19 protein-coding genes are annotated in these 21,919 nt (G+C 72.2%); 9 read left to right on the top strand and 10 right to left on the bottom strand.

Going from position 1 to position 21,919, the window contains the following annotated elements; genetic code table 11:
* Positions 1 to 162: 162 nt before the first annotated feature.
* The 6 genes from HIR71_RS09675 to HIR71_RS09650 are packed head-to-tail and all read left to right on the top strand — an operon-like array spanning position 163 to position 4,974.
* The gene (locus tag HIR71_RS09675; RefSeq protein WP_169324847.1) at positions 163 to 582 is read left to right on the top strand and encodes a GntR family transcriptional regulator; all 420 of its coding nucleotides are present in this window, start codon (positions 163 to 165) and stop codon (positions 580 to 582) included.
* Entirely contained in the window at positions 579 to 1,457 is an 879-nt protein-coding gene (locus HIR71_RS09670) for an ABC transporter ATP-binding protein (protein WP_169324846.1), read from the top strand. Before HIR71_RS09675 ends, HIR71_RS09670 begins: the two co-directional genes overlap by 4 nt.
* The gene (locus HIR71_RS09665) at positions 1,454 to 2,200 is read left to right on the top strand and encodes a hypothetical protein (RefSeq protein ID WP_169324845.1); all 747 of its coding nucleotides are present in this window, start codon (positions 1,454 to 1,456) and stop codon (positions 2,198 to 2,200) included. Before HIR71_RS09670 ends, HIR71_RS09665 begins: the two co-directional genes overlap by 4 nt.
* Before the next feature lie 52 nt (positions 2,201 to 2,252).
* A complete protein-coding gene (locus tag HIR71_RS09660; RefSeq protein ID WP_169324844.1) occupies positions 2,253 to 3,269 on the top strand; it encodes an ABC transporter ATP-binding protein in 1,017 nt (338 codons plus the stop codon).
* Complete coding sequence (locus HIR71_RS09655) at positions 3,266 to 4,078, top strand: ABC transporter permease (protein ID WP_169324843.1); 813 nt, start codon at positions 3,266 to 3,268, stop codon at positions 4,076 to 4,078. Before HIR71_RS09660 ends, HIR71_RS09655 begins: the two co-directional genes overlap by 4 nt.
* Positions 4,069 to 4,974: a DUF1206 domain-containing protein gene (locus tag HIR71_RS09650; protein ID WP_311836201.1), complete on the top strand. Its 906-nt coding sequence runs from the start codon at positions 4,069 to 4,071 to the stop codon at positions 4,972 to 4,974. The genes HIR71_RS09655 and HIR71_RS09650 overlap by 10 nt, the downstream gene beginning before the upstream one ends.
* A gap of 70 nt (positions 4,975 to 5,044) precedes the next feature.
* Here HIR71_RS09650 and HIR71_RS09645 read toward each other — a convergent pair whose 3' ends face one another.
* Positions 5,045 to 5,440: a TraR/DksA family transcriptional regulator gene (locus HIR71_RS09645; RefSeq protein ID WP_169324842.1), complete on the bottom strand. Its 396-nt coding sequence runs from the start codon at positions 5,438 to 5,440 to the stop codon at positions 5,045 to 5,047.
* Between the two features lie 54 nt (positions 5,441 to 5,494).
* Positions 5,495 to 5,692, bottom strand: a complete 198-nt coding sequence (locus HIR71_RS09640; protein WP_169324841.1) for a hypothetical protein — start codon at positions 5,690 to 5,692, stop codon at positions 5,495 to 5,497.
* A 243-nt stretch (positions 5,693 to 5,935) separates the two neighbouring features.
* Here HIR71_RS09640 and HIR71_RS09635 point away from each other — a divergent pair, with 243 nt between their 5' ends.
* Positions 5,936 to 6,712 (top strand): hypothetical protein, encoded by a 777-nt coding sequence (locus HIR71_RS09635; RefSeq protein ID WP_169324840.1) that lies wholly within the window; start codon positions 5,936 to 5,938, stop codon positions 6,710 to 6,712.
* Between the two features lie 138 nt (positions 6,713 to 6,850).
* Here the strand turns inward: HIR71_RS09635 and HIR71_RS09630 are convergent, their stop codons facing one another.
* From HIR71_RS09630 to HIR71_RS09595, 8 genes are all read right to left on the bottom strand, one after another.
* A complete protein-coding gene (locus HIR71_RS09630) occupies positions 6,851 to 7,903 on the bottom strand; it encodes a helix-turn-helix domain-containing protein (protein WP_169324839.1) in 1,053 nt (350 codons plus the stop codon).
* Complete coding sequence (locus HIR71_RS16455) at positions 7,900 to 8,520, bottom strand: hypothetical protein (RefSeq protein ID WP_211374002.1); 621 nt, start codon at positions 8,518 to 8,520, stop codon at positions 7,900 to 7,902. The genes HIR71_RS09630 and HIR71_RS16455 overlap by 4 nt, the downstream gene beginning before the upstream one ends.
* Positions 8,521 to 8,611: 91 nt before the next feature.
* Positions 8,612 to 9,736 carry a Wadjet anti-phage system protein JetD domain-containing protein gene (locus HIR71_RS09620; RefSeq protein ID WP_169324838.1) on the bottom strand — a complete coding sequence of 375 codons (1,125 nt, stop codon included), beginning with the start codon at positions 9,734 to 9,736 and terminating at the stop codon, positions 8,612 to 8,614.
* Positions 9,729 to 13,115: an ATP-binding protein gene (locus HIR71_RS09615; RefSeq protein ID WP_169324837.1), complete on the bottom strand. Its 3,387-nt coding sequence runs from the start codon at positions 13,113 to 13,115 to the stop codon at positions 9,729 to 9,731. Before HIR71_RS09615 ends, HIR71_RS09620 begins: the two co-directional genes overlap by 8 nt.
* Complete coding sequence (locus HIR71_RS09610; protein WP_169324836.1) at positions 13,112 to 13,813, bottom strand: DUF4194 domain-containing protein; 702 nt, start codon at positions 13,811 to 13,813, stop codon at positions 13,112 to 13,114. Before HIR71_RS09610 ends, HIR71_RS09615 begins: the two co-directional genes overlap by 4 nt.
* Positions 13,814 to 13,839: 26 nt before the next feature.
* Positions 13,840 to 15,291, bottom strand: a complete 1,452-nt coding sequence (locus tag HIR71_RS09605; RefSeq protein WP_169324835.1) for a DUF3375 domain-containing protein — start codon at positions 15,289 to 15,291, stop codon at positions 13,840 to 13,842.
* Positions 15,292 to 15,643: 352 nt separating this feature from the next.
* Positions 15,644 to 18,832, bottom strand: a complete 3,189-nt coding sequence (locus HIR71_RS09600; protein WP_169324834.1) for a type I restriction endonuclease subunit R — start codon at positions 18,830 to 18,832, stop codon at positions 15,644 to 15,646.
* On the bottom strand, positions 18,829 to 20,580 hold the full coding sequence (locus tag HIR71_RS09595; RefSeq protein ID WP_169324863.1) for an ATP-binding protein: 1,752 nt from the start codon (positions 20,578 to 20,580) through the stop codon (positions 18,829 to 18,831). The genes HIR71_RS09600 and HIR71_RS09595 overlap by 4 nt, the downstream gene beginning before the upstream one ends.
* A gap of 218 nt (positions 20,581 to 20,798) precedes the next feature.
* On the opposite strand from HIR71_RS09595, the gene HIR71_RS09590 reads away from it, so the two are divergent.
* Positions 20,799 to 21,383: a nucleotidyltransferase domain-containing protein gene (locus HIR71_RS09590; RefSeq protein ID WP_211373999.1), complete on the top strand. Its 585-nt coding sequence runs from the start codon at positions 20,799 to 20,801 to the stop codon at positions 21,381 to 21,383.
* A 3-nt stretch (positions 21,384 to 21,386) separates the two neighbouring features.
* Positions 21,387 to 21,866 (top strand): HEPN domain-containing protein, encoded by a 480-nt coding sequence (locus tag HIR71_RS09585; protein ID WP_169324832.1) that lies wholly within the window; start codon positions 21,387 to 21,389, stop codon positions 21,864 to 21,866.
* Positions 21,867 to 21,919: the final 53 nt, after the last annotated feature.

The raw sequence follows: 21,919 nt of genomic DNA, 5'->3' as shown, positions 1-21,919 counted from the left end.
TCCCGCGGTCGATGGCTCGCGAAGCGCCTGACAGCTCACGCGCGCCCGACGTCGACCAGCCCGACGACCCGGGCCGTCCGTCTCACGCCGCCTCTTGCCACACGTACCGCTTCTATGGTTCATTACTTGTGTAACTAACCAGAGAACGAGGAAGGCGGCGCCGTGTTCGAAGGACGCGAGCCGATCTACGTGCAGATCGCCGAGCAGGTCCGCGCCGAGGTCCTCTCGGGCGTGCTCGGGGAGGAGGAGCAGGTGATGTCCACGACCCAGTACGCGACCACGTACCGGATCAACCCGGCGACGGCCGCCAAGGCGTTCGCCGAGCTCGTCGACGAGGGGGTGCTCTACAAGCGCCGCGGCGTCGGCATGTTCGTGGCGGCGGGCGCGCGCGGCCGGCTGCTGGCCGAGCACCGCGCGCGGTTCTTCACCGAGGTCCTCGACCCGGTGCTCGCCCAGGCAGCCGTCCTCGGCATCACCGCGGACCAGCTGGCCCGCCACATCCGCGGCTCCGCGGCCGACAGCTCCGCCGCCGACAGCTCCACCACCGATTCCGCCACCGAACCGGAAGGAGACGCGCGATGAGCGGCTACCCGGTCGCCGCACGCGACCTGACCGTGCGCTTCGGCGCGACGACGGCGCTCGACGGCGCCACGTTCGACCTGCCCGCGGGCGGCCTCCACGGCCTCCTCGGCCGCAACGGGTCGGGCAAGACGACGCTGCTCTCGACCCTCGCGGGCCTGCGGACGCCGAGCTCGGGCAGCGTCCTCGTCGACGGCGTGGACCCCTTCGAGAACGCGCGCGTGATGGGCGGGACCGGCCTCGTCCGGGAGTCGGGTGACCTGCTCTCCGACGCGAGCGTGAGGTCGAACCTCCGGCTCCTGGGCGACATCCGGTCCACCTGGCACGCCGACCGTGCCGACGAGCTCGTCGACCTCTTCCGGCTCGACCGCAGGAAGGCCGTCTCGGCGTTGTCCCGCGGGCAGCGGTCGGCGTTGGGCGCCGTCGTCGGGCTCGCGTCGCGGGCACCGCTGACGATCCTCGACGAGGTGTACCTCGGCATGGACGCGCCGACCCGGCAGCTCTTCTACGACCTGCTGCTGGCCGACGTGATCGAGCACCCGCGCACGGTGATCCTGTCGAGTCACCTCATCGGCGAGATCGAGCACCTGCTCGAGCGCGTCGTCATCCTGCACGCCGGCCGGGTGCTGCTCTCGGACGAGGTCGACGCGCTACGCGCCAAGGGGGTGACGCTCACGGGCGCCGCCTCCGCGGTCGCCGCCGCGGTCGACGGCCTGACCGTCGTGGCGACCCGCGACCTCGGGGCCACGCGCCAGGTCACGGTGTTCGACGACCTCGACGACGCCCGGCTCGCCCGGGCGCGGAGCGCGGGCGTCGACCTGGGCGCGGTCCCCCTCCAGGACCTGTTCATCCACCTGACCGGTGAGGAGTCACGATGAGCACCACCACCGCGCGGCCCGCGCGGCCCGCCGCGCAGTCGAGGCAGCGCCCGCCGTGGGTGCGTGCGATGCGCACGACCCTGTGGACCAACGCCCTCCCCGGCCTGTGGTTCTGGGGGATCGCGCTCGTGCCGGTCGGCGTGGCGACGTTCGCGATCGACCGGGTCGGCGAGGTCGAGCTCTCGATCGTGCAGTTCGTGCGCTACGGGGCGATGTGGTTCCCGTTCAGCCTCGCGATCGTCATCGCCGCCATGCTGCTCCCGGTGCACGTCGCCCACGGGATCACCCGGCGCGACTTCTCGGTCGGCTCGCTCGCCGCGGGCGTGCTCGCCGGAGCGGGCCACGCCTTCGTGCTGACGGTGCTGCTCGAGCTCGAGCGGTTGCTCTACGAGGCGAAGGGCTGGCCGCACGTCGCGGGGCTCGACCAGGACCTCGACCTGGCAGCGGGCTTCCTGCCCACGCTCGGGATGCTCGTGCCCACCTTCGTCGGGGGCCAGATCAGCGGGCTCCTGGTGGGGATCGCGTACTACCGCTTCGGCGGACTTCGTGGGACCGTGGCGCTGCTCCTCACGCTCGCGCCGATCTACCTCGTGGCCTCGGCGTTCGCGGTCGGCCTCTGGGACTCGGGGCTCGACCTCGCTCCCGCTGCGTCGGCCGCTCTGGTCGTGGTCGGCCTGGTCGGCGGCGCGACGGCCTACCACCTGATCGCGCGCCGCGTCCCGATCCGCGCGGTGCGGTCATGAGTCGCACGGCGCAGTCCTGAGTCGCACACCCCGGCGAGAGGAAGGAAGGGGCATGGACCCCGTCATCGAGATCCGCGACCTCCGCAAGACCTACGGCCCCAAGGTCGCCGTCGACGGCGTGAGCCTCGCCGTCGGGCGCGGGGAGATCGTCGGGGTGCTCGGGCCGAACGGCGCGGGCAAGACGACGCTCGTCGAGTGCCTGGCCGGGGTGCGGCGGGCCGACTCGGGCTCGGTGCGTGTGCTCGGCGTCGACCCCCAGCGCGACCCCGCGGCCGTCCGCGCCCGTCTCGGGATGCAGCTCCAGGAGGCCACGCTCCCCGCGCGCCTGCGGGTCCGCGAGGCGCTCGAGCTCTACGCCGCCTTCTACCCCCGCCCGGCCGACCCGGCCGAGCTCATGCGCCTCCTCGGGCTCACGGAGAAGGCCGGGACGGCGTTCGGCGACCTGTCGGGCGGGCAGCAGCAGCGCCTGTCCATCGCGCTCGCGCTGGTCGGCGACCCCGAGATCGCGGTGCTCGACGAGCTCACCACCGGCCTCGACCCGCAGGCCCGCCGCGACACGTGGGGGCTGATCGAACGCGTGCGCGACCGCGGCGTGACCATCGTGCTCGTCACCCACTTCATGGACGAGGCCGAGCGGCTCTGCGACCGCGTGGTGATCGTGGACCGTGGTCGGATCGTCGCCTCCGGGACACCGCGTGGGCTCGTCCAGGGCGACGGCGACCGGCGTGCCCTCCGGATGCGGCTACCGAGCGGGACGCCCGCCGAGGTGGCGGCCGAGGTCGCCGCACTGCCCGAGGTCCACGCGCTCACCCGCGTCGACTCCACCGGCGAGATCGAGGTCACGGGCGACGGCCACGTGCTGCCGGCGACGATCCTCGCCCTCTCGCGTCACGGCGTCGTGCCCGACGACGTCCGCACGCTCGGCCGCACGCTCGAGGACGTGTTCGTCGCGGTCACGGGCGCGGACCCTTCCGGGGCAGCACCCTCGCAGCCGCCCCCGTCCCCTCACCCGGGCGGGCCCCACCCGCCCTCGTCCCACCCGACCGACCACGTGGAGGTCCGCTCATGAGCGCCGCCGCAGCCCCCTCCGTCCGGCCCTCAGGGTTGTCCCGTGCCGACGGCGCGCGTGCGTTGCGTGCCCTGACCCGTTCGGAGGTCCGCTTGTTCCTGCGTGACCCCGGGGCGGCGTTCTTCGCGCTCGCTTTCCCCGCGGTGCTGGTCCTGGGCGTCGGCTTCGCCTTCCCGGGCGTGCGGGAGACCCTCACGGACGTGCCCGCGCCCTGGGACGGGCTGCAGCTGATCCACGTGTTCGTGCCGATCGCACTGGCGACGGCGATGGCGACACCCGCGCTCAGCACGCTGCCGGTCGCGATCGCGACGCACCGCGAGCGCGGGGTGCTGCGCCGCCTGTCGACGACGCCGCTGCGCCCGCAGGCGGTGCTCGTCGCCCAGGTGGTCGTGGCGCTCGGGGCGTTCGTCGTCGCGTCGGTGCTCGCGCTCGTCGCGGCGGGGCTGGCGTTCGACGCACCGGCGCCGCGACAGGTCGGGACCGCGCTGCTGGTGCTCGTGCTGGGCGCGGGGGCGATCTTCGGTGTCGGGCTGCTGATCGCGGCGCGTGCGCCGAAGGGAACCTCGGCCTCGGGGATCGGCATGCTCGTGTACTTCCCGATGCTGTTCTTCGCCGGCATGTGGACGCCCGGTCCGGTCATGCCTGAGGCGGTACGCACGGTGAGCCAGTACACGCCGCTGGGCGCCGCGAGCCAGGCGCTCACGACGGCGTGGTTCGAGGGCGGGTTCCCGGCCCTGCAGCTGCTGGTGCTCGTGGCGTACGTGGTCGTCCTGTTCCCGCTGGCCGCGCGCCTGTTCCGGTGGACCTGACGAGCCACGGCGGCGGCAACCGCGCGCCGGGTGAGCTCACCCGGTTCGCCCGGTTCGCCCGGCGCGGCCAGGGCGGCGCTGCCATCCTGGGCGGCATGTCCCCCTCGATGAGCTCGACGGCCCGCGAAGCCGGCAACCACCCGGCGCTCGAGAAGGGTGCCCGGCTCGGCTACGCGGCGAACGGCGTGCTGCACGTCCTGCTCGCGTGGATCGCGCTGCAGCTGGCCTGGAGCGCCTACAGCGGGTCCGCCGACCAGGCCGGCGCGCTCCAGACGCTCGCCGGGGCGCCGCTCGGGTCCGCGCTGCTGTGGGTGCTCGTGGTCGGGTTCGTGCTGCTCGGGCTGTGGCAGCTCGCGGAGTCGTTCGTGCGCCGCGAGCCGGTCGACCGCCTCAAGACGGCGGCGAAGTCGGTCGTCTACCTGGGCCTGGCGTGGACGACCGCGACCGTCGTGCAGGGCTCGGGTTCGGGCGGCGCGGGTTCGGGCGGCGCGTCAGGTGGTGGCGGGTCGAGCGCGACCGCCGGTCTCATGGCGCAGCCGTTCGGGCGCGTCCTGGTCGCGGTGGTCGGGATCGCCGTCGTCGGCGTCGGCGGCTACCACGTGATCAAGGGCGTCAGGCGGAAGTTCCTCGAGGACCTGCGTGCGCACCCCGGCCGCTGGGCCGAGCGGGCCGGGCGGGTCGGCTATGTCGCCAAGGGCGTCGCGCTCGGGGTCGTGGGGGTCCTGCTCGCGTGGGCCGCCGCGACGCACGACGCGTCGCGGGCCGACGGGCTCGACGGCGCGCTGCGGACGATGCTCGAGCTGCCGTTCGGCCGGGTGCTGCTCACGCTCGTCGCCCTCGGCTTCGCCGCGTACGGCGTCTACTCGTTCTTCCGCGCGCGGTACGCCAAGGTCTGACGCCAGGGTCGCTCGCCGGAGAGCCCTCGACGCGGAGCCCTCCACACGCAGTGCCCTCAGCGCAGAGTCCTCAGCGCAGAGCCGCGCACTCCACACAGGTGCGGGCGGCCGGCCGCGCCTCGAGCCGACCCGTCGCGATCGGGCGACCGCACCGCTCGCAGACGCCGTACGTCCCAGCGGCGAGCCGCGCGGTCGCGGCGTCGATCTCCTGCAGGTGCGCACGCGCCTGCCGGACCAACGCGCCGAGCTGCGAGCGCTCGAACGCGAGGGTCGCGCCTTCCGGATCGTGCTCGTCGTCGGCGTTGGAGTGCAGCGAGGCGGCCACGACCTCGTCGAAACCGGCCGTGCGTCCGGCGAGTCGCTCGAGCGTCTCCGCACGCTCCGCGGCGAGGACCTGCGCCACGCGCTCGTGGTCGACGGCGAGGGGGGCGTCAGCCGGGGAGGTTTCGCTGCGGTCCTGGCCCATGACCGCGGATCACACCACACCCGGGCCCGGTGCGCTACGCCTCGACCGGCGGCCTCACCAGGCCTGCAGCGTCTCCCAGATCCCCTGCCCGATCGACGTGAGGAACTCGTTGACGGCGGGGCCGGCCGGCGTCGCGCCCAGCACCAGGCCGAAGAGGATGCACAGCACGGCCGCGCCCGCCCGGACCTGGCCGGCGCGGGTCGCCATCACCACGAGGACCCCGAGGATGACGGCGACCGCGACGACGCTCACAGTCCGCCCTCCGGGATGGTCTCCGGCCGGGGGTCGGCCATCGTGCGCGCGCGTCTGATCAAGGTCATGGCGTCTCCCGCTGGAGTTCCCCGCGTCGGTCGCGGACCGACCGACGGGACATACCGTAACGATCCGGGCGCCCGGCATCAGGAGGCGCGCGGTGTCCGATTCACCCCAGTAGCGGCTTTCGCTCCGGCGCGGGGTGGGGAGAATGGCGTCTCTCCCCGGAGCAAGGTGGCCGACGTGCGCGCGAGACCTCTCACTGCAGTGGCGGCGACCGCCGCGACCCTCGTGCTCGTCGCCGGCTGCTCCGGGTCGACGTCGGCGCCCGAGACGGCGGACCTCCCCCCGGCGGCGTCCCGCGCGCAACCCGGCGCGGATGCCGGGCTGGGCCGGTCCGGCGCGTCGGACGCGGCTGCCGTCACGACGCTCACCCAGGAGCAGATCGCGGTGGCCCTCCTGACCGAGACCGAGCTGCCGTCCGGCTGGACGCAGGACGCCTCGAGCGCCATGCCCCTCGACGCGGGTGCTGCGTCGACCGAGGCGCTCGCGTACGACCCGCCGCAGTGCGCGGCGGTCGTGTCGGGTCTCGCCGGGACGACGAGCGCGGCGCGCGTCCCGCTCGCCACGGGGACGGCCTCGTTCGGGGGCAGGGGCTTCGCGTTCGTCTCCGAGACGATCGAGACCTGGGAGCCGGGCACGAGCACGGCCGAGCTCGACACCCTCACGGCGGCGCTGCCCGACTGCGCCGAGTACTCGCAGACCGCGGCGACCGGGCAGGTGACCACCACCCGGGTCACCACGCTCGACGTGCCGGAGCACGGTGACCGCACGCTCGCGCTCCGCCTCGAGGCGTCGAGCGGCGAGGGCGGCATGAACCTGTTCCTCACGCTCGACGTCGTGCTCGTCGTGGCGGGCGACGTCGCGGTGACGCTCCTCGCGGGCGGGACGGACCCGCTCGAGCCGGAGCTCCTGCAGGAGATCACCGACCGCGCGATGGCGAAGGTCGCGAGCGCCTGAGGAGCGTCGGTCAGGGCCTCCGCCGCGGCTCGCCGTGCGCAACGACGCGATGCCGCCGTCTCTGACGGGGCGAGCGTCGTCCGGCGTGAAGCCGAGCCTCTCCTACCTCATTGCGCGGACACGCGTCGCGATCCTCCGTCAGACCAGTTGAAGTCTCGGCCTCTCGGGCACGACGAACAGTGCGTTCACAGATGCGGAGGCGTACCCAGCGAGGTCGGCGATCTCGTCGTCGGTGAGCCCGCGCGACCGCAACGACTCCGCGATGTGCCGCGTCAGCCGGGGAACCTCTGGGGTGAGCTCCTCGCTCGCCGGTTCACGCCGCCGCATTCCCCGAGCACTGAGCACCTTGTAGAGCGAACCGCGCTGCGCGGGCGTCAAGACCCGGAGCGCGAACGCGCGCTCAACGAGCGCCTGCATGGAGACGCCCCAGTACCGCTTGAGCTCGACGAGCCGTTCGGGCGTCAGGCGCGCCCTGAGCATGGGCCTGATCTCGTCCTCTGGCATCAGCAGCTCCGCGGCGAATCGGTTCGCCTGCGTCTCCGCCTCGTCATCGAGGTAGGAGGAGTGCAGGACGAGATGCCCGAGCTCGTGGGCGAGGGTCAGCCGTTTTCGATCCGTGGGCGCGGCCAGGTTGACCAGCACGACCGGGTAAGGACCCGACCACTGCGACAGACCGTCCGCCCGCGCGGCCGACCCGAAGTCCTGCTCGACGACGATGACCCCCGCCGCGTCCATCCAGGCGCTGAGCGAGTGGACGGGGCCGACGGGCATACGCCACTGAGCCCGAAGCAGACGAGCCGCGGTCTCAGGTTCGACATCGACGGGATCGAAGCTCGGTACCTGGCGGTCGGCGCGCACGCTGATCTCATCCATGAGCCGCGCTGTATGCAGGCGAGCCATGTTGAGTCGAGCCTCGAGCTCGCGCCACACGGTCGGCTTCGCAGTGGCCCGCCGGCGCATGTGAGCCCCGGCAGCGATGCCGCCCTCCATGCGGCCACCGTGCTCGAGAAGGCTGGGCGTGACGCCGAGCGCGAGCGCGAGACGGCCGAGCACCTCGGGTTCGGGAGTACGCAGATCGTGCTCGTAGCGCGACAGTGCGGCTTGGGTCACCTCGGCAGCCCGTGACAACTCGTCCTGTGTCAGCCCCCGCGCTCGCCGAGCGGTCGCGAGAACCTCACCGAGGCCGCTCATCGTGTGCCGCTCTCCGCGTCTCGTCGACTGGCTGCCAGGTCGATCTTCGGAAGGCCAGGAGGCGCGATCGGCGTGTAGCGGAGCGGCGCGGCAGCATCAGCCTGACCTGCATCGACCTCGACCGCCCAGATCACGTTCTCCTTGCCCTCCCGGTAGGAGATCACCGGAGCGCCGACGTCTCCGGTCGCCGCCTCCCAGCGGTAGCCGGCAGCAAGCGGTACCTCCTCCAACCCGTCGAACGAGAGCACCGCGCCACCCCAGAACTCCACGTCAGACGGCGTCGTGTACGAGCTGATCCTGTCGCCCTCTGAGTGTCGCTTGACTCGCACCTTGAATGTCCGGCCGAGCGGCGTGACCACGCGCACCTCGCGGTAGGGCTCCTCCGTACGGAATGTGACGCCATCGACCGAGTCGAGCTCGGCCATCAGGTGGGCCCAGATGCGAGCATGTACGATCCCAGCCACTTCCCGTTGGAACATGCCCTGGAGCCAGTCAGACCTCCAGCGGCGCAGAGAGCGGAGGTCGCCACGGGCCGCGTCGGTTGCTCGCACGAGGGCGAGAGGGAACTTGCTGCCCAGTTCGCTGAGGACGGTTTCGGATTCGCGCGGCGAAAACATGTCGGAAAATATACCACTACCGACGGGCACGTCGGACCTGAGCGCCACGATCAAACACCGGCCGTGTCGCTCACCTGAGCCTCCACCGCTGTCAGAGGCCCTCGAGCGCCGCGAGGCAGTGCGGCCACGCGAGGCGCTCCTGCTCGAGGCGGACGCCGCCGAACGCGGCGAGCGCGTCGAGCGTTCGCCGTTCGCCGCCGGTGAGCCGGGTGGGGGTGAACGGCGTCGCCGCGTTCGGGTCCGCGACCCACAGCTCGCGATGGGCAAGCAACGTCTCCTCGTCCATGAGCACCGATCTCACGTCCGGGCAGTGGGCGCGGAGCCGGTCCAGGATGGCGAACCCGTCCCGGTCGAAGTCGCCCCAGTAGACGATCGGCGCCTCGCGGACCCAGCCGATGCGGCCGATCCGGTCCACGGCGTAGCCCGAGCCGTGCACCGCGATCCCGCCGCTGAGAGCGGGGAGCGCGACGAACGTCTGCAGGTTCTCGACCACGACGACGACGCGGGCGCGAACCGACAGCGCGGACAGGTCGTCGACCGGAGCGCTCACGTCGGGGAGGCCGGAGGGAGCCAGTCCCCGGTCGAGCGCACGCATCCGGACCAGACGGGGTGGTTCGCGTAGCCCGAGCTGGTCGCGCCCGGTCGCTGCCGCGACCAGCGCGGTCACCACCCCCCGACGCTGCTCGAACCACTTCGTGTCGACGCCGGCCACGGGGAGCTCACGGCGGTACGCACCCGAGTCGGGATGCGCGACGAGCCACGACGCGACGGCGACGAGTCGCGCGTAGTCGACGGCATCGAGGTCGACGATCGTCCGCGCGAAGCGGCGCACCACGGGACCGGCGTCGACGCCGAACGCCGCGATCAGGTCGTCCGCGCGCGCCGACAGCCGACGCCAGTGCGCACCCCGGCCGGCGAAGGAGGCCACGTCGGCCGGCTCCCTGAGCACCAGTCGCTCGGGGACGCGTTGCTCCCCGACGTTCGTCCACCGTCGGCGCCCCCACGTCACCGCATCGACCCCCCGCCACGCCGTCGCCCACTCCACGACGCCGTCGGTGTCGGTGAGGGCGTGCCGCTCGGTCGGTGGGTGCAACGGCAGGTCCACCGCGGGGACGTCCGCGACCGCGGCCCGCTGCGTCGCCCAGGTCGTCGCGTGCCGGTCGTAGGCGGCGGCCGCACGCGCTCGTGCTGCGCTGACGGTGAGCCGCTCAGGCATCGCGGTCCTCGGGGACGGGCACGTCGTCGAACGCGACGAGGCCGACACGGGACTCACGGAAGTCGCGGCACGTCGCGAGGCCGACACCGCCGACGTACTCCTCGAGCGTCTGCAACAGCTTGAGCGGCGTGGCGAGCACCATGTGGAAGCCGAACTCGACGAAGACGTCCATCGCCATCCGGGTGAAGGTCGAGTCGGCCTTGTCGAACGCCTCGTCGAGGATGATCGTGCCGTAGGCGGGGATCTCCGCCTCGGGAGGCGTGAGCTGGTACCGGAGCGCGGCCGCGAGGCAGAACACCACGAGCTTCTGTCGCTGGCCGCCTGAGAGGCCCGCCGCCGAGTCGTGCACGTTGACCTGCGTCCCGCCGGGGTCGACCTCGACGCCGGTGAACCGGACGTGGCGGCGGGTGTCGAGGCACAGCGCGCGCCAGCTCCGGTCCCCGTGCTCGGACGACCCGAGCCGCGCCATGACGCGCGCCATCACGGCGAACCGGCGCTCCGCCGCGGCGCGGTCCTCGTCCGCCCACGAGCCGGTCGAGATCTCCCGCAGGTCGGCGAGGAAGTCATGCGCGGCCGCGGTGCGGTTCTCGTCGACCTTGATCTGCAGGAACCGGCCGCGGTCGAACGGCGACCGGCGCAGCGAGGTGTTGATCGGAACGATCTTGTCCCGGATCTCGCCGGGCGCACGACGGATGACGGCCGCGAGCTGGCCGATGTTGCGCTGGGACTGCGTCTGCAGCAAGCCGAAGAACCGCTCCTCGAACTCGGGCAGCCGGTCGGTCTCCAGCCGCCCGAGCACCGCGAGGTAGCCGTCGCGGTCGGCGAGCGCGTCCGTCAGGTCTCCGGCCAGAGCCGGCCACGTGTGCTTGAACTCGGCCTGCACGCCGATGATCCGCTCCGCCGCGCGCGCCGCCGCCCGACCAGCGGTCTCCCGCTCGGACTGCAGCACCGACTGCACCTGGCTCTGGACCCGGTGGACGACGTCGTACCGCACCGATCGCTGCTGACGGTAGAACCGATCCTCGAGCTCGGCGTGGTGCGACGGCGCGACCGGCTCGATCGGCCGCGCCGACAGATCCGCGACGAGCCGGTCGAGCCGGTCGAGCTCGCTGGACGCCTCGGCGCGCGCTGCCAGCGCCTGCTGCTCCGCGTCACGGGCCGCGCCGACCGCTTCTCGTGCACGACCGGCAGCGGCCTGGGCGGTCCGCAGGTCGGCGCTGGCGGCCAGGATCTCCGCGAGCGCACCCCGTGCACGATCGAGCTCCTGCTCGGCGCCCGCCAGGTCGACCTCCCGCCACTCGCGGTCCTCGACGGCGCGCAGGGCGGCTCGTCGGTCCTGGGCGGCACGCGCCTGCCGGTCGGCACGCTCGATCTCCCGCTCGGCCGCGTCGAGCTCGGTCTGCGCGGAAGCGCGCCGAGCGAGCAGGTGCTCGACCTTGTCCGCGTTGTCGAAGCCGAGGACCCAGCGGGCGCGATCGTCGACGGCGAACCGGTCGTCCTTCTCGTGCCGGGTGCTGCCGCGCTTGACCAGGCCCGCTCGTGTGACGCCGCGCTCGACGCCGTGCAGCTCGGCGTCGCCGGCGACGCACTCGACGTCGTACTGCCGGCTGAGGGTCCCCGCGAGCCAGGCTCGGAACGGACCGTCCTTGACCTCGACCCGGTGCACGAGCGATCCCGGACCTCCCACCAGGCGGGGGGCGTCGACACGGGCGGGCACCACCTCGAAGACGATCCTGGCTCTCAGGTGGTGCGCATCGACGGCGCGTGCCACCGCGTCCCGGTGCAGCGCCGGGACGAGCATCACGGTCGCGAGCGGGCGCAGCACGCGCTCGATCGGCCCGGCCCACTCGGCGTGCGCGTCGGCCACCCGGAGCAGCTCGCCCGCGAACGGCAGGAGATCCGGCGCCAGCCCGGTCGCGTGGCAGACGAGCTGGCGGGCGCGCAGCAGGTCGCCGTCGAGGTTGGACCGTACGCGCTTCAGCGCGTCGAGCTCCCGGTCCAGGGTCTCGACGGTCTGGCGCGCACGCGTGGACGTGCTGTAGAGCCGGTGCCGCTCGTCCCGCTCGGCGGCGCGGGACTCCTCGAGACCGTGACGTTCTGCGCTCGCGAGGCTACGGAGCTCCTCGTACTCTGCGGCGGTCGCGGGCAGCGCCAGCTCCACCTCGCCGAGCCGTTCGGCCAGGCTCGTGCGCGCCGCCTGCACAGCGGTGACTCGCGCGTCGGCCGCGTCCACGCGCGCCTGCTGCGAGACGACGGCGGACCCGCCGTGCTGCGCGACCAGGAGCTCCGCGTCGCGCAGCTCACCCTCACGCTCGCGCGTGACTCGTCGCGCCTCGTCGAGCGCGTCGGTGAGCGCGGCCGCCTGCTGACTGCGCTGCGCCTGGTCGTGGCGCGCGAGCTCCAGCTGCCAGGCGTCGGCGAACGCGGGGAGCGCCGCGAGCAGCGCGCCACGATCGTCGACCTCTCGCTCGTGGCCGGCGTGCTCCGCGGCGAGCGCCCGCAGCGGCGTCAGGTGCTCGACCTGACGTCGCGCGGTCACGACGTGCCGGTGCGCCGTGTCGAGCTCGGTGAACTGGGCGACCGCCGTCTCCGCGAGCCCGAACGTCGTCGGCTCGTCGAGCATGAAGCCCCGGAACAGGTCGTCGAGCGAGCCGAGGTTCTTGGCGGACTGGGTCTTGTGCAGCAGGAGCAGGGCGTTGTCGCCGTGGATGCCGAGCACCCGGCAGAACCGCGCGGCGAACTGCGAGTGCTTGTCGGTGACCGTGGCCTGCGGCCACTCCGCCTTGATCGCGCGGGCCTGCAGCCCGTCCCGGGCGAACGGCTGGAGGTCGAGCAGGTCCAGCGCGCCGGGCAGCAGGACGTGCAGGTCCGAGGGGTTCGCGTTCTCGCCCGCGCGCAGGTGGAACAGCTTGACGAGGGTCACCACGCCCCCGGCACCGCCCGTCCCGTCCGCGAAGCGCAGCGCGACGCCGCTCCAGGTCGCTCCCGTGCGCAGGTAGTCGCTCACGACCTCGCCGGTCGCGTCGTCGGTCTGCCGACGCCACGCGCCACGCACGTAGGCGGCGAACGTCCGGTCCGCGCGCCCCCCGGCGTCGGCGGCTGCCGCGTTGAACCGGATCTTGCCGGGCGGCGTGAGGACCGCGGAGACGGCGTCGACCAGCGACGACTTGCCCGAGCCCGAGTGCCCGGTGAGCAGGAAGCCCTGCCGCGCGACGTCGACGGCGTGGTGGCCGTGGAACGTCCCCCAGTTCACCACCTCGATGCGCTCGAGCCGCCACTGGCCGGGATGCACCGCGCCGGGGATCGGCTCCGCCGGCCGCGGGCTCGCGGACGTCGACTCCTCGAGGTCGAACAGCGCCGTCGTGCTCGGCGTGGTCATGGGCGCTCCTCGTCGTCGTGGTCGTCGTCGTGGGCATCGTCGCCGACACCGGCCGCTTCGTCGGTGGGCTCGTCGGGCGGGGCCGCGAGCCGCGCGTACTCGGCCCGGACCGCACTGATCTGCTCGGGCCCGAAGACGAGTCGCAGCACCGGCGAGACCTCGCACCGGCCCTCGGTCGTCGTCGTCGCGAGGATGCCGTACTTCTGCAGCTTCACCCAAGACGCGTTGACGCGCTTCGCGAAGCCGGCGGCGTCCGTGCTCGACGCGCTGCGGTACACCTCGAGCTGTTCGGCCAGCTCGTCCTGACCGACGATCACGCGCTCACCGGCTCCGGCCGCGAGGAGCGTCTGGCGCAGGTGCAGGAGCATCGCGGTGTCGAGGAAGGTCATCGGCGCGGTGCGGACGACGCGTGGCGCGTCGACCTCCGGCTGGTCGACGTTCCGCACGAACGCGACCTCGTGGTCGGCGTCGACGACGAGGTCGAGGAACAGGTCGGCCAGCCGCGAGCGGATCGCGGGCTCGTCGTTGAGGAGCGCGCCCCACAGCGCACCGTGCCGCGCGGCCGAGAGGTACGGCCCGCGCACGAGCTGCACCAGCGCGCGGCGCGACGACGCGAGCAGGGTCCCCGCGTCGTCCGGCCAGAGCTGGCCTCCGGTCGGCTCGGGGGCGCCGACCGCCGGGCCCTCCGGGGGGAGCACCGCGCGATCCTCGTCCCGCGAGACCGTCACGGGACCGCCGCCGTGAACAGGCGGCGCGGGACGGTCCCGCGCCGGGCGACGCCGGTCGGCGCGGTCCAGGACACCGGCTCGGCGCCGTCGAGCGCTGTCGCGTGCTCGTCGGCCAGCACGAGCATCCCGACCACCCCGGCGAGCCCTTGCGTGGGCGGGTGCTCGGCGAGCACCTCCGCCACGGTGAGCGCTCCCAGGCGGCCGACGGCGTCGTTGACGTGGGCGCGCAGCTCCACCAGGTCGATCTCCGAGTCGCGCGCCGCCTGGACGAGCTCCTCCCAGTCGACCTGCTCGTGCGCGGACACCTCGACGTCCGACGCCGTGCGGTGGTCGGCCGGGTTGTGCAGGGCCAGGGCACCGACCGACTCGAACGGCACGGACGTGAGGTCGAGCTCGAGTCGCGTGCGCGCGAAGGGCTGGACGGTGTGCGCCAGCTCGGCGGCCTCTCGCTGCGCCGCCCGCAGACGACGTTGCACCTCGCGGTGCTCGGCGAGCTCGTCGGTCTGGACGAACCGGCGCAGGCTCCGGGAGAACGTCGTCATCACGTCGTGGATCTCGCCGCTCGCGTCCTGCAGCCCGGGCAGCAGTCGGCGCAGGGTGCGGGCCTGGCTCGCGGTGAGCCTGTCCGCGAACGGGCGGGCGAGCAGGTCGTCGACGTCGTCCTCGAACGCCGTCACCCGCTCGGCGTCGAGGATGAGCCCGAAGAACCCGTCGAAGCTGCGACCCGCCTCGGACTCGGCGAGGTGGTCGACGCCGCGGAAGATGTCGTCGAGCACGGTGCCGCGCGAGTCGACGTCGTCCACCAGGCGCGCCCGCAGGGCTCGGTTGAGGCGTTCCAGCTCGCCGCGCACGCGCGCGAAGTCGGCGGGCAGCTCGTCGGCCAGCGCGAGGACGTCGCGGGCCCGCTCGACCGCGCGATCGGCGTCGAGCACGTCGAAGTCGCCGGAGCGCACGCGCGCGATCTCGGCGTCGATGCGATCCCGCTCGGCGCTGAGGGCAGCCAACCGCGTGGCTGCGCTCGGGTCCGTCGCGAGCGACAGCTCGCGCACCCGCGCCAGGATCGTCCCCAGCCGGGACTCCGTGACGACGCTGCGCGGCTCCATGAGGTCGAGCACGAAGCGGATCGCGACCAGCGCACCGTCGGACAGCTCGTACGTCTCCTCGCGCGTGCCCTCGACGGGACGACGCACCAGCACGCCGTCCTGCCGCCAGTCGTCGCAGTACCCGCGGGCGGGCCGGGGCAGCTCGAAGCCGTGCGCCCTCAGCTCGACCAGGTCCTCCTCGATGAGCTCGAACAGCTCGGGCACCGACCGACGGCGCACCTCGCCGCCGAGGTGCTGGCCGAGCAGCGCGATCGCTGCCGGAGCGTTCCGGGCACGGAGAAGCACCCAGGCGGGGCTCTCGACCCACAGCCTCTCGGCCGCCAAGGCGGTGTGCAGCGCGCTCACGCCGCTACCTTCGCACGGGGCGGTGACATCTCCCGAGACGCGACCCCTCGCCTGCGAGCGAGCGCATTCGGCGCTACGCCGAACGGGCCCGGGCGAAATGTGGTGGGTGCCGCGAGAGACTGGCTTCTTCAGTGCGTACGCCTGTAGCGTGTGGATTGCAGGACGCCCTCGGGCCTCCCGCATCGCCTTGGGCCCCGTACCTCGCCGGTACGGGGCTCTCGTGCGTCTACGGTTCCCAGCAGAGCTCGTGGACGACAGCGGGCGCGAAATGTGCCCAGATGGCGTCGTTGGCGCCGCGGTACGCGCCATCCACCCGTGTGTTGACTGTCCGGCCCCCCGTCATCAAGTCCACTCACGCCGCGTACCGCGGCGCCATCGACTCCATCTGCTCCATCACCAGCTTGATCGCGCCGGGCTGCTTGTCCGGCGGGTAGTCGTACTTGACGAGCAGGCGCTTGATGGAGGACCGCAGCTTGGCCTTCACGTCGTCGCGCACCGTCCAGTCGGTCTTGACATCGTTCCGCATGATCGCGACGAGCTCGCGGGCGATGGTGGCCAGCACACCCTCACCCTGAACCTCGACCGCCGACTCGTTCGCCGCGACCGCGTCGTAGAAAGCGAGCTCGTCCTGGTCGAGCGGTGGCGTGAACGCAGCACCCCGGTCAGCCTCGTGGGCCACCTCGCGTGCGACCTCGATCAACGCCGCGATGACCTCCGCCGACGTCAGCTGCTGGTTCGTGTACTTCGTCATGAGCTCGACCAGGCGCTCGGAGAACGCTCGCTGCCGCACGATGTTGTTCCGGGTGGTCGTCCGCGTCTCCGCCATGATCAGCTGGCGCAGCGCCTCGATCGCCAGGTGCGGGTTCTCGGCCGCCTGGGTCTTCGCGAGGAACTCGGCGTTGAGCTCGCTCAGGGCCGGTCGAGGCATCCCGGCGGCGTCGTAGATGTCGAGCACCTCGCTCGACATCACCGCGCCCGCGACCAGCTGGTTGAGCATCCGCTGGACGTCGTCGGGGATGGGCTCGCCCCGTGCCTGCCGGTCCTCCGCGTCGAACTTCCCCATCCAGACGCGGACCTCCTCGTAGAACTGCGCCTCCGCGCGCGTGGCGACGAGCACGTCCGCACGGCCCGCGATGGCCCACGCGCGCGACAGCTGCCCGGCGAGCCGTCGGTACTGCGCGCCGAGGCCCTCCTCGCCCTCGACAGGCTGGTTGCCCGGTGTGGCAGGACTACGCAGGTACTCCACCGTCGAGTGAACCGCCGAGATGAAGGCTCGCGGTCCAGGCCGTGCCAGCCGTGCCCGCCAGTCGTGCCCCGCGAGCACCTCGCGCAGCCGCCCCAGCAGCTCCTCGACGACAGCGACTGCCTCATCGACCGACCGCCCGATCGGCTTGTTCTCCTGATCGGCCGCGGTGTACTCCGCGAGCGCCCTGGCGAGGTTGTCCGCGAGCGGCGCGTACGCCACCAGGAGCCCGTCCTGCTTCCCGCGGAACGTCCGGTTCACCCGCGCGAGCGTCTGCATGAGCAGGGCGCCCTTGAGCGGGCGGTCCAGGTAGAGGGTGTGCAGCGGCGGCGAGTCGTACCCCGTCAGCATCATGTCCTTGACGATGACGATCTCGAGCTCGTCGTCCGGGTCCTTGAGCCGCTGCTTGATGGCGGCGTTCGCCGAGTCGCGGCGCACGTGGTCGGCGACCGGCGGGACGTCCGACGCCGTGCCCGAGTACACGACCTTGATCCTCCCGGCCGAGAGCTCGTCGGAGTGCCAGTCGGGTCGCAGCGCCACGATCGCGGCGTACAGCCGGGCGCAGATCTCCCGGGTCGCCCCGACGATCATCGCCTTGCCGGGCACGAGCGGGGTCTCCGGGGTCCCGAGCACCTTGGCCATGTCCGCACGCCGCGACTCCCAGTGCGCGACGAAGTCGGTGGCCAGCATCGCGATGCGTTCCGGTGCCCCGTAGACGGCATTGACCACCGCGACGGACCGCTCGACGCGTTCGCGCTCCACGTCGTCGAGACCGACGGTGGCCTCGTCGGCGGCCGCGTCGATCGCTTCCTCGGTCACCCCCTCGGCTAGCTGCACCTTCACCAGCCGGGACTCGAAGTAGACGGGCACGGTCGCGCCGTCCTCGACCGCACGCGTCAGGTCGTAGATGTCGATGTAGTCGCCGAACACCTCGCGGGTGTTGCGGTCCGCGAAGGAGATCGGCGTGCCGGTGAACGCGATCAGGGTCGCGTGGGGCAGCGCGTCGCGCAGGTGCCGTGCGTACCCGTCGAGGTCGTCGTAGTGGCTCCGGTGAGCCTCGTCGACGATGACGACGATGTTGGACCGTTGCGACAGCAGCGGGTGCTCGGCGCCCGCCTCACGCTCGGCCTGGCTGCGCCCGAACTTCTGCAGCGTCGTGAAGTAGATGCCGCCGGACACGCGGCCGGACAGCTCGGAGCGCAGCTCCTCGCGGCGACGCACCTGCACCGGCGACTCCGGCAGCAGGAGGCTCCGGTCGAACGCCTCGAATAGCTGGCCGTCCAGCTCGTTGCGGTCGGTCACCACGACGATCGTCGGGTTCCGCAGCTTCGGGTGCCGCAGGACCTGCGCGGCGTAGAGCTCCATCTCCATGGACTTGCCCGAGCCCTGGGTGTGCCACACGACCCCGGCCCTGCCGTGGGTCTCGACGGCCTGCACCGTCGTCCCGACGGCCTTGGTAACCGCGAAGTACTGGTGCGGCTTGGCGATGCGCTTGGTCAGGCCGTCGTCGCCCTCGTCGAAGGCCACGAACCCGCGCAGCAGCTGCAGGAACCGCAGCTGGTGGAACAGGCCTTCCAACGCGACGTCGAGCGCCGTCTGCCCCTCGTCCATCGTGCCCGACGCCGCGACCTGGCCCTCGTCGTCGACGTTCCAGGGGGCGAAGTGGTGCAGCGGGGTGAAGGGCGTGCCGTACTTGGCCGTGACGCCGTCCGAGGCGAGGACGAGGACCGCGAACCGGAAGGCGAGCGGGAACTCGCGCACGTACGTCTGGAGCTGGGCGTGCGCGGCGGCGACGTCGGCGCGCGCGTTGCCCGCCTGCTTGAGCTCGATGATCGCGACGGGCATGCCGTTGAGGTAGAGCACGACGTCGAAGCGCCGCTCGTGCTCACCCTGCGCGATGGTCACCTGGTTGACGGCGAGCCAGTCGTTCTCGCTCGGCTCGGCGCTGACTAGGCGGATGGTGGGCGTCTGCTCCTGGCCGGCGTCGTCGATGTAGGTGAGGCCACGGAAGCCTTCGGTGAGGTAGCCGTGGATGCGGTGGTTCTCGGCGATCGCGTCCTGCGACGTGGGGGCCGCGATCATGGCGAGCGCCTGGTCGAGGTACTCGCGCGGCACGCTCGGGTTGAGGGCGCGCAGCGCGGCCCGCAGGCGCGACGGGATGAGCAGCTCGTCCCAGGACTCGCGCTCGCCGGACCCCGGAGCGATCGACGCGCCCGCCTGAGGTCGCCACATGAGCGGCTCGGCGAGCACCTCGAGCGTGAGGTGCTCCCACGCGTCCTCGCTCATGCGGTAGGTCATCGCTTCTTCCCTTGGTTGATGCCTGCCATCCCGGTCCACCGATAACGGCGCTTCGGACTGTTGCGGGATCCCTCGGCGACGGCGAGGTCCTGCTCGATGAGCCGGTTGAGGTGGGCCACGATCGTCGGGCGGCTCAATCCCGTCAGCCAACCGAGCTCCTCCGCGGATGCATCTCCGCGCGAGCGCAGCTCGTCGGCCACCAGCTGGGTCGTGTTCGGTGTCCCTGTTGCATCGACGGTGTCCCAGAGCGTCCGCAGCGCCGGGCGCTCCGATCGGCTCGGGTCGAGCACGTATCGCGCGTAGCGTCGACCGCCCTCCCGCACGGCGATCCCCTGCGCGACGAGGTCTCGGAGCACCTGCCCCGCTGCGATCCGATCTGCTCCCCATTCGCGGAGCATCGCGTTCGTCACCGGCCCACCACGCATCATCGCCAGCGCGATCTCGTGGGCCGGGGTGGGCACGGGAACCCCCAGGCCGGCGATCCATGCCCGGACATCCGGCCCGAGGAGCTCGGAGCGTCCCATCGTCACGGTGAAGCCGAGGAGCGTGCTGGTGAAGACGGGCCGCGGCAGGCCGTTCGATCGGGCGAGGCCGATCATCGTCGGGATACCGGTGGACCGGTTCTCCGCGACGAGATCCTCCGAACCGGGCAGGTACGTGTCGGAGAGGAGGCCCGCGAGAAGCCCGTTCCGAGAGGAGGACGCGCGCTCGGCTTCGCCCAGCTCGTCGGTGATGAGTCCGCCGTAGAGGCCGCCCGGGCTGCGGATGGTGAGCCGGTCCGGGTGGAGCTCGACCTGGACCTGAGTTCCTTGGGTCAACGGGCTGTAGTCGCGATGCAGCAGCGCGTTGACGAGCGCTTCCCGGATCGACTCGAGTGGGTACTCGAGGCGGTCTGTCCGGCCGAACTCACCCATCACGGCACGTGCTGCCAGATTGCGGCGGATCACTGCGAGCGCTTCGGACACCATGTCTGGGATCGACCCTCGCACCGTGACGTTGTCGAGGAATCGAGTACCGCCCGCGCGGTCGGCTGGGTAGACGACGACCGACACCATCAGCTGAGGAAACATCCGCTGCGGGTACTCGCCGAAGGCGAGCAAGCCAGCGAGGGTCAGCGGCGACTCGGGCTGCGGTTCTGCAAGAACACCAAGCCGGAACAGCACCACCGTCTCGTCCTCGACCCGCAGCTTCGCCGAGCCTGCACGCACGCGCTGAAGCGAGCGGCGGAGCGACGGCCAGTCGAGATCTTGCGTGCCCGTGCCGGGAACTGGCTCGCGGTCGTACCGCGCCTCGACGCGTGCCGCGTAGACGAGTCCGATCTCTCCTTCGCTCATTCGCCGGTCACCATCACCCGTCCGGAGGTACGCACCGTTGGTGACGCCCTTGGACGTGACGTAGACGGGCTTGTGGTCAGGCCGGGACGGCGCCACCTGGGCGACCAGGACGGCGCCGCCGTCGACCTCGACGATGTCCGTCTCGATCTGCAGCGGTGGAGTGATCGCGTCCCGAGCAAGAGCAACGAGGTTGTCCCGGTACCTCGTGATGCTGGGTATCGGAACGACCGTGAAGCCGGTCTCCTCGTCGACACCGATCAACACCGTGCCGCCCTCGGTGTTGGCGAACGCCACGAGCGACTCCCGCACGGAGGTGGGGAATCCGCCCGCGCCGCTCTTCGCCTCGACGGTCTCCGGCTCCCCACCGATCCGGCGCAGGGAGTCGAGGAGCTCAGTGACGTCGTCCCGGTCCATCCGGCTCACAGCACTCCTACTCTTAACTTCTGGGTGTCGCCGTAGAGTCGGTTAAGAGTAGTTCTTAAGAGTGCGCCGAGCCCGATGATCGTGACGGGCATGGAGTTGAGGTAGAGCACGGCGTCGCGCTCGCGCCCGACTGAACCCTGCCCTCGGCCGGTTGGAGCAGGCGTCGGATGGGACCGAATTCCTATTAGGCGATGATACCGTCGCGTTCTGTGAAGACTCCGCCGTCCGCGCTGGCGCCGTTCGTGCGGTCCGACGCCCAGGGCGACGTCCTGGCTCACGTGCTGCTCCACCCCGACCGTGAGTTCAGCATCGCGGACGTCCAGCGCGCGACCGGCACCGCCGCAGCGGTCGCGCACCGCGAGGTGACGCGACTGCTGGACGCCGGCGTGCTGACCGACCGCACGGTCGGCCGCTCGCGCATGGTTCGGGTCAACCCTGACTACCCGTTGCTCCGCCCGCTGACAGAGCTGGTCACAGCCACGTACGGACCGGTTCCCGTGCTGAAGGATGTGCTGCGCGGGATCGACGGCGTCCGGGAGGCCTACATCTTCGGCTCCTGGGCGGCCCGCCGCGCCGGCGAGGCAGGACCGACGCCCCGCGACGTCGACGTCCTCGTGGTCGGCAGCGCGCCGAGGGCCGCCCTCGCCGACGCGGCGCGAGCCGCCGAGCAGTGGCTGTCGCGCGAGGTGAACATCAGCCGTGTCAGTGCCGCGGAGTGGGATGAGGGCACCGCGCCCTTCGTCCGAACGGTGCGCTCCCGACCGCTGACCGCGGTCGTCCCCGAGGAGGTCTGACGGTTGAGCGATCCACTGCGGTGGGAGCAGGGCCGAGTGCACATCGACGCACTCATCGCCGAGGGCCGGCTCCAGGTGGTTCACCCCAACGGTGAGCTCGCCGAGCTGATGATCTTGCAAGCGACCCGGCACCTGGCGTCTGCACGCACCGTCTCGGAGATCGATCCCGTCGGCGCCTTCCAGCTCGTGTATGACGGCGCACGCAACGCCCTCGCGGCGATCCTCCTCAACCAGGGGCTGCGCCCGAAGGGGGGCGACGGCGCGCACGCGGTGCTCCTCACCGCGACGCGGGCTCAACTCCACCCTCCGCTGGGCGCGGACCTCGACGCGTTCGACTGGATGCGTCGCACCCGCAACGAGAGCGAGTACCCCACGACCGACGCACCCGTGGCGAGCGCCGAGGACGTCGAGGAGGCGCTGCCGGCGGCGGAGCGCATCATCGAGATAGCGGTCACTGTGCTTCCGCGAATGCCCGTCTACTGACTCGTCCCACCCGACTCTGAGCTCGCCGCTCTGCCGCTCTGCCGCCTCGCTGC

The organism is Cellulomonas fimi (assembly GCF_012952065.1).
Classification (GTDB): Bacteria; Actinomycetota; Actinomycetes; order Actinomycetales; family Cellulomonadaceae; genus Pengzhenrongella; species Pengzhenrongella fimi_A.
This window is presented reverse-complemented; position numbering and strand designations above follow the sequence as displayed.

Bases quoted from the DNA above. Each gene is read 5' to 3' on its own strand.
- HIR71_RS09620 (WP_169324838.1), bottom strand. From the start codon at position 9,736: ATGCCTGAGCGGCTCACCGTCAGCGCAGCACGAGCGCGTGCGGCCGCC.
- HIR71_RS09600 (WP_169324834.1), bottom strand. From the start codon at position 18,832: ATGACCTACCGCATGAGCGAGGACGCGTGGGAGCACCTCACGCTCGAG.
- HIR71_RS09645 (WP_169324842.1), bottom strand. From the start codon at position 5,440: ATGGGCCAGGACCGCAGCGAAACCTCCCCGGCTGACGCCCCCCTCGCC.
- HIR71_RS09615 (WP_169324837.1), bottom strand. From the start codon at position 13,115: ATGACCACGCCGAGCACGACGGCGCTGTTCGACCTCGAGGAGTCGACG.
- HIR71_RS09595 (WP_169324863.1), bottom strand. From the start codon at position 20,580: ATGGACCGGGACGACGTCACTGAGCTCCTCGACTCCCTGCGCCGGATC.
- HIR71_RS09670 (WP_169324846.1), top strand. From the start codon at position 579: ATGAGCGGCTACCCGGTCGCCGCACGCGACCTGACCGTGCGCTTCGGC.
- HIR71_RS09660 (WP_169324844.1), top strand. From the start codon at position 2,253: ATGGACCCCGTCATCGAGATCCGCGACCTCCGCAAGACCTACGGCCCC.
- HIR71_RS09665 (WP_169324845.1), top strand. From the start codon at position 1,454: ATGAGCACCACCACCGCGCGGCCCGCGCGGCCCGCCGCGCAGTCGAGG.
- HIR71_RS09655 (WP_169324843.1), top strand. From the start codon at position 3,266: ATGAGCGCCGCCGCAGCCCCCTCCGTCCGGCCCTCAGGGTTGTCCCGT.
- HIR71_RS09630 (WP_169324839.1), bottom strand. From the start codon at position 7,903: ATGAGCGGCCTCGGTGAGGTTCTCGCGACCGCTCGGCGAGCGCGGGGG.
- HIR71_RS16455 (WP_211374002.1), bottom strand. From the start codon at position 8,520: ATGTTTTCGCCGCGCGAATCCGAAACCGTCCTCAGCGAACTGGGCAGC.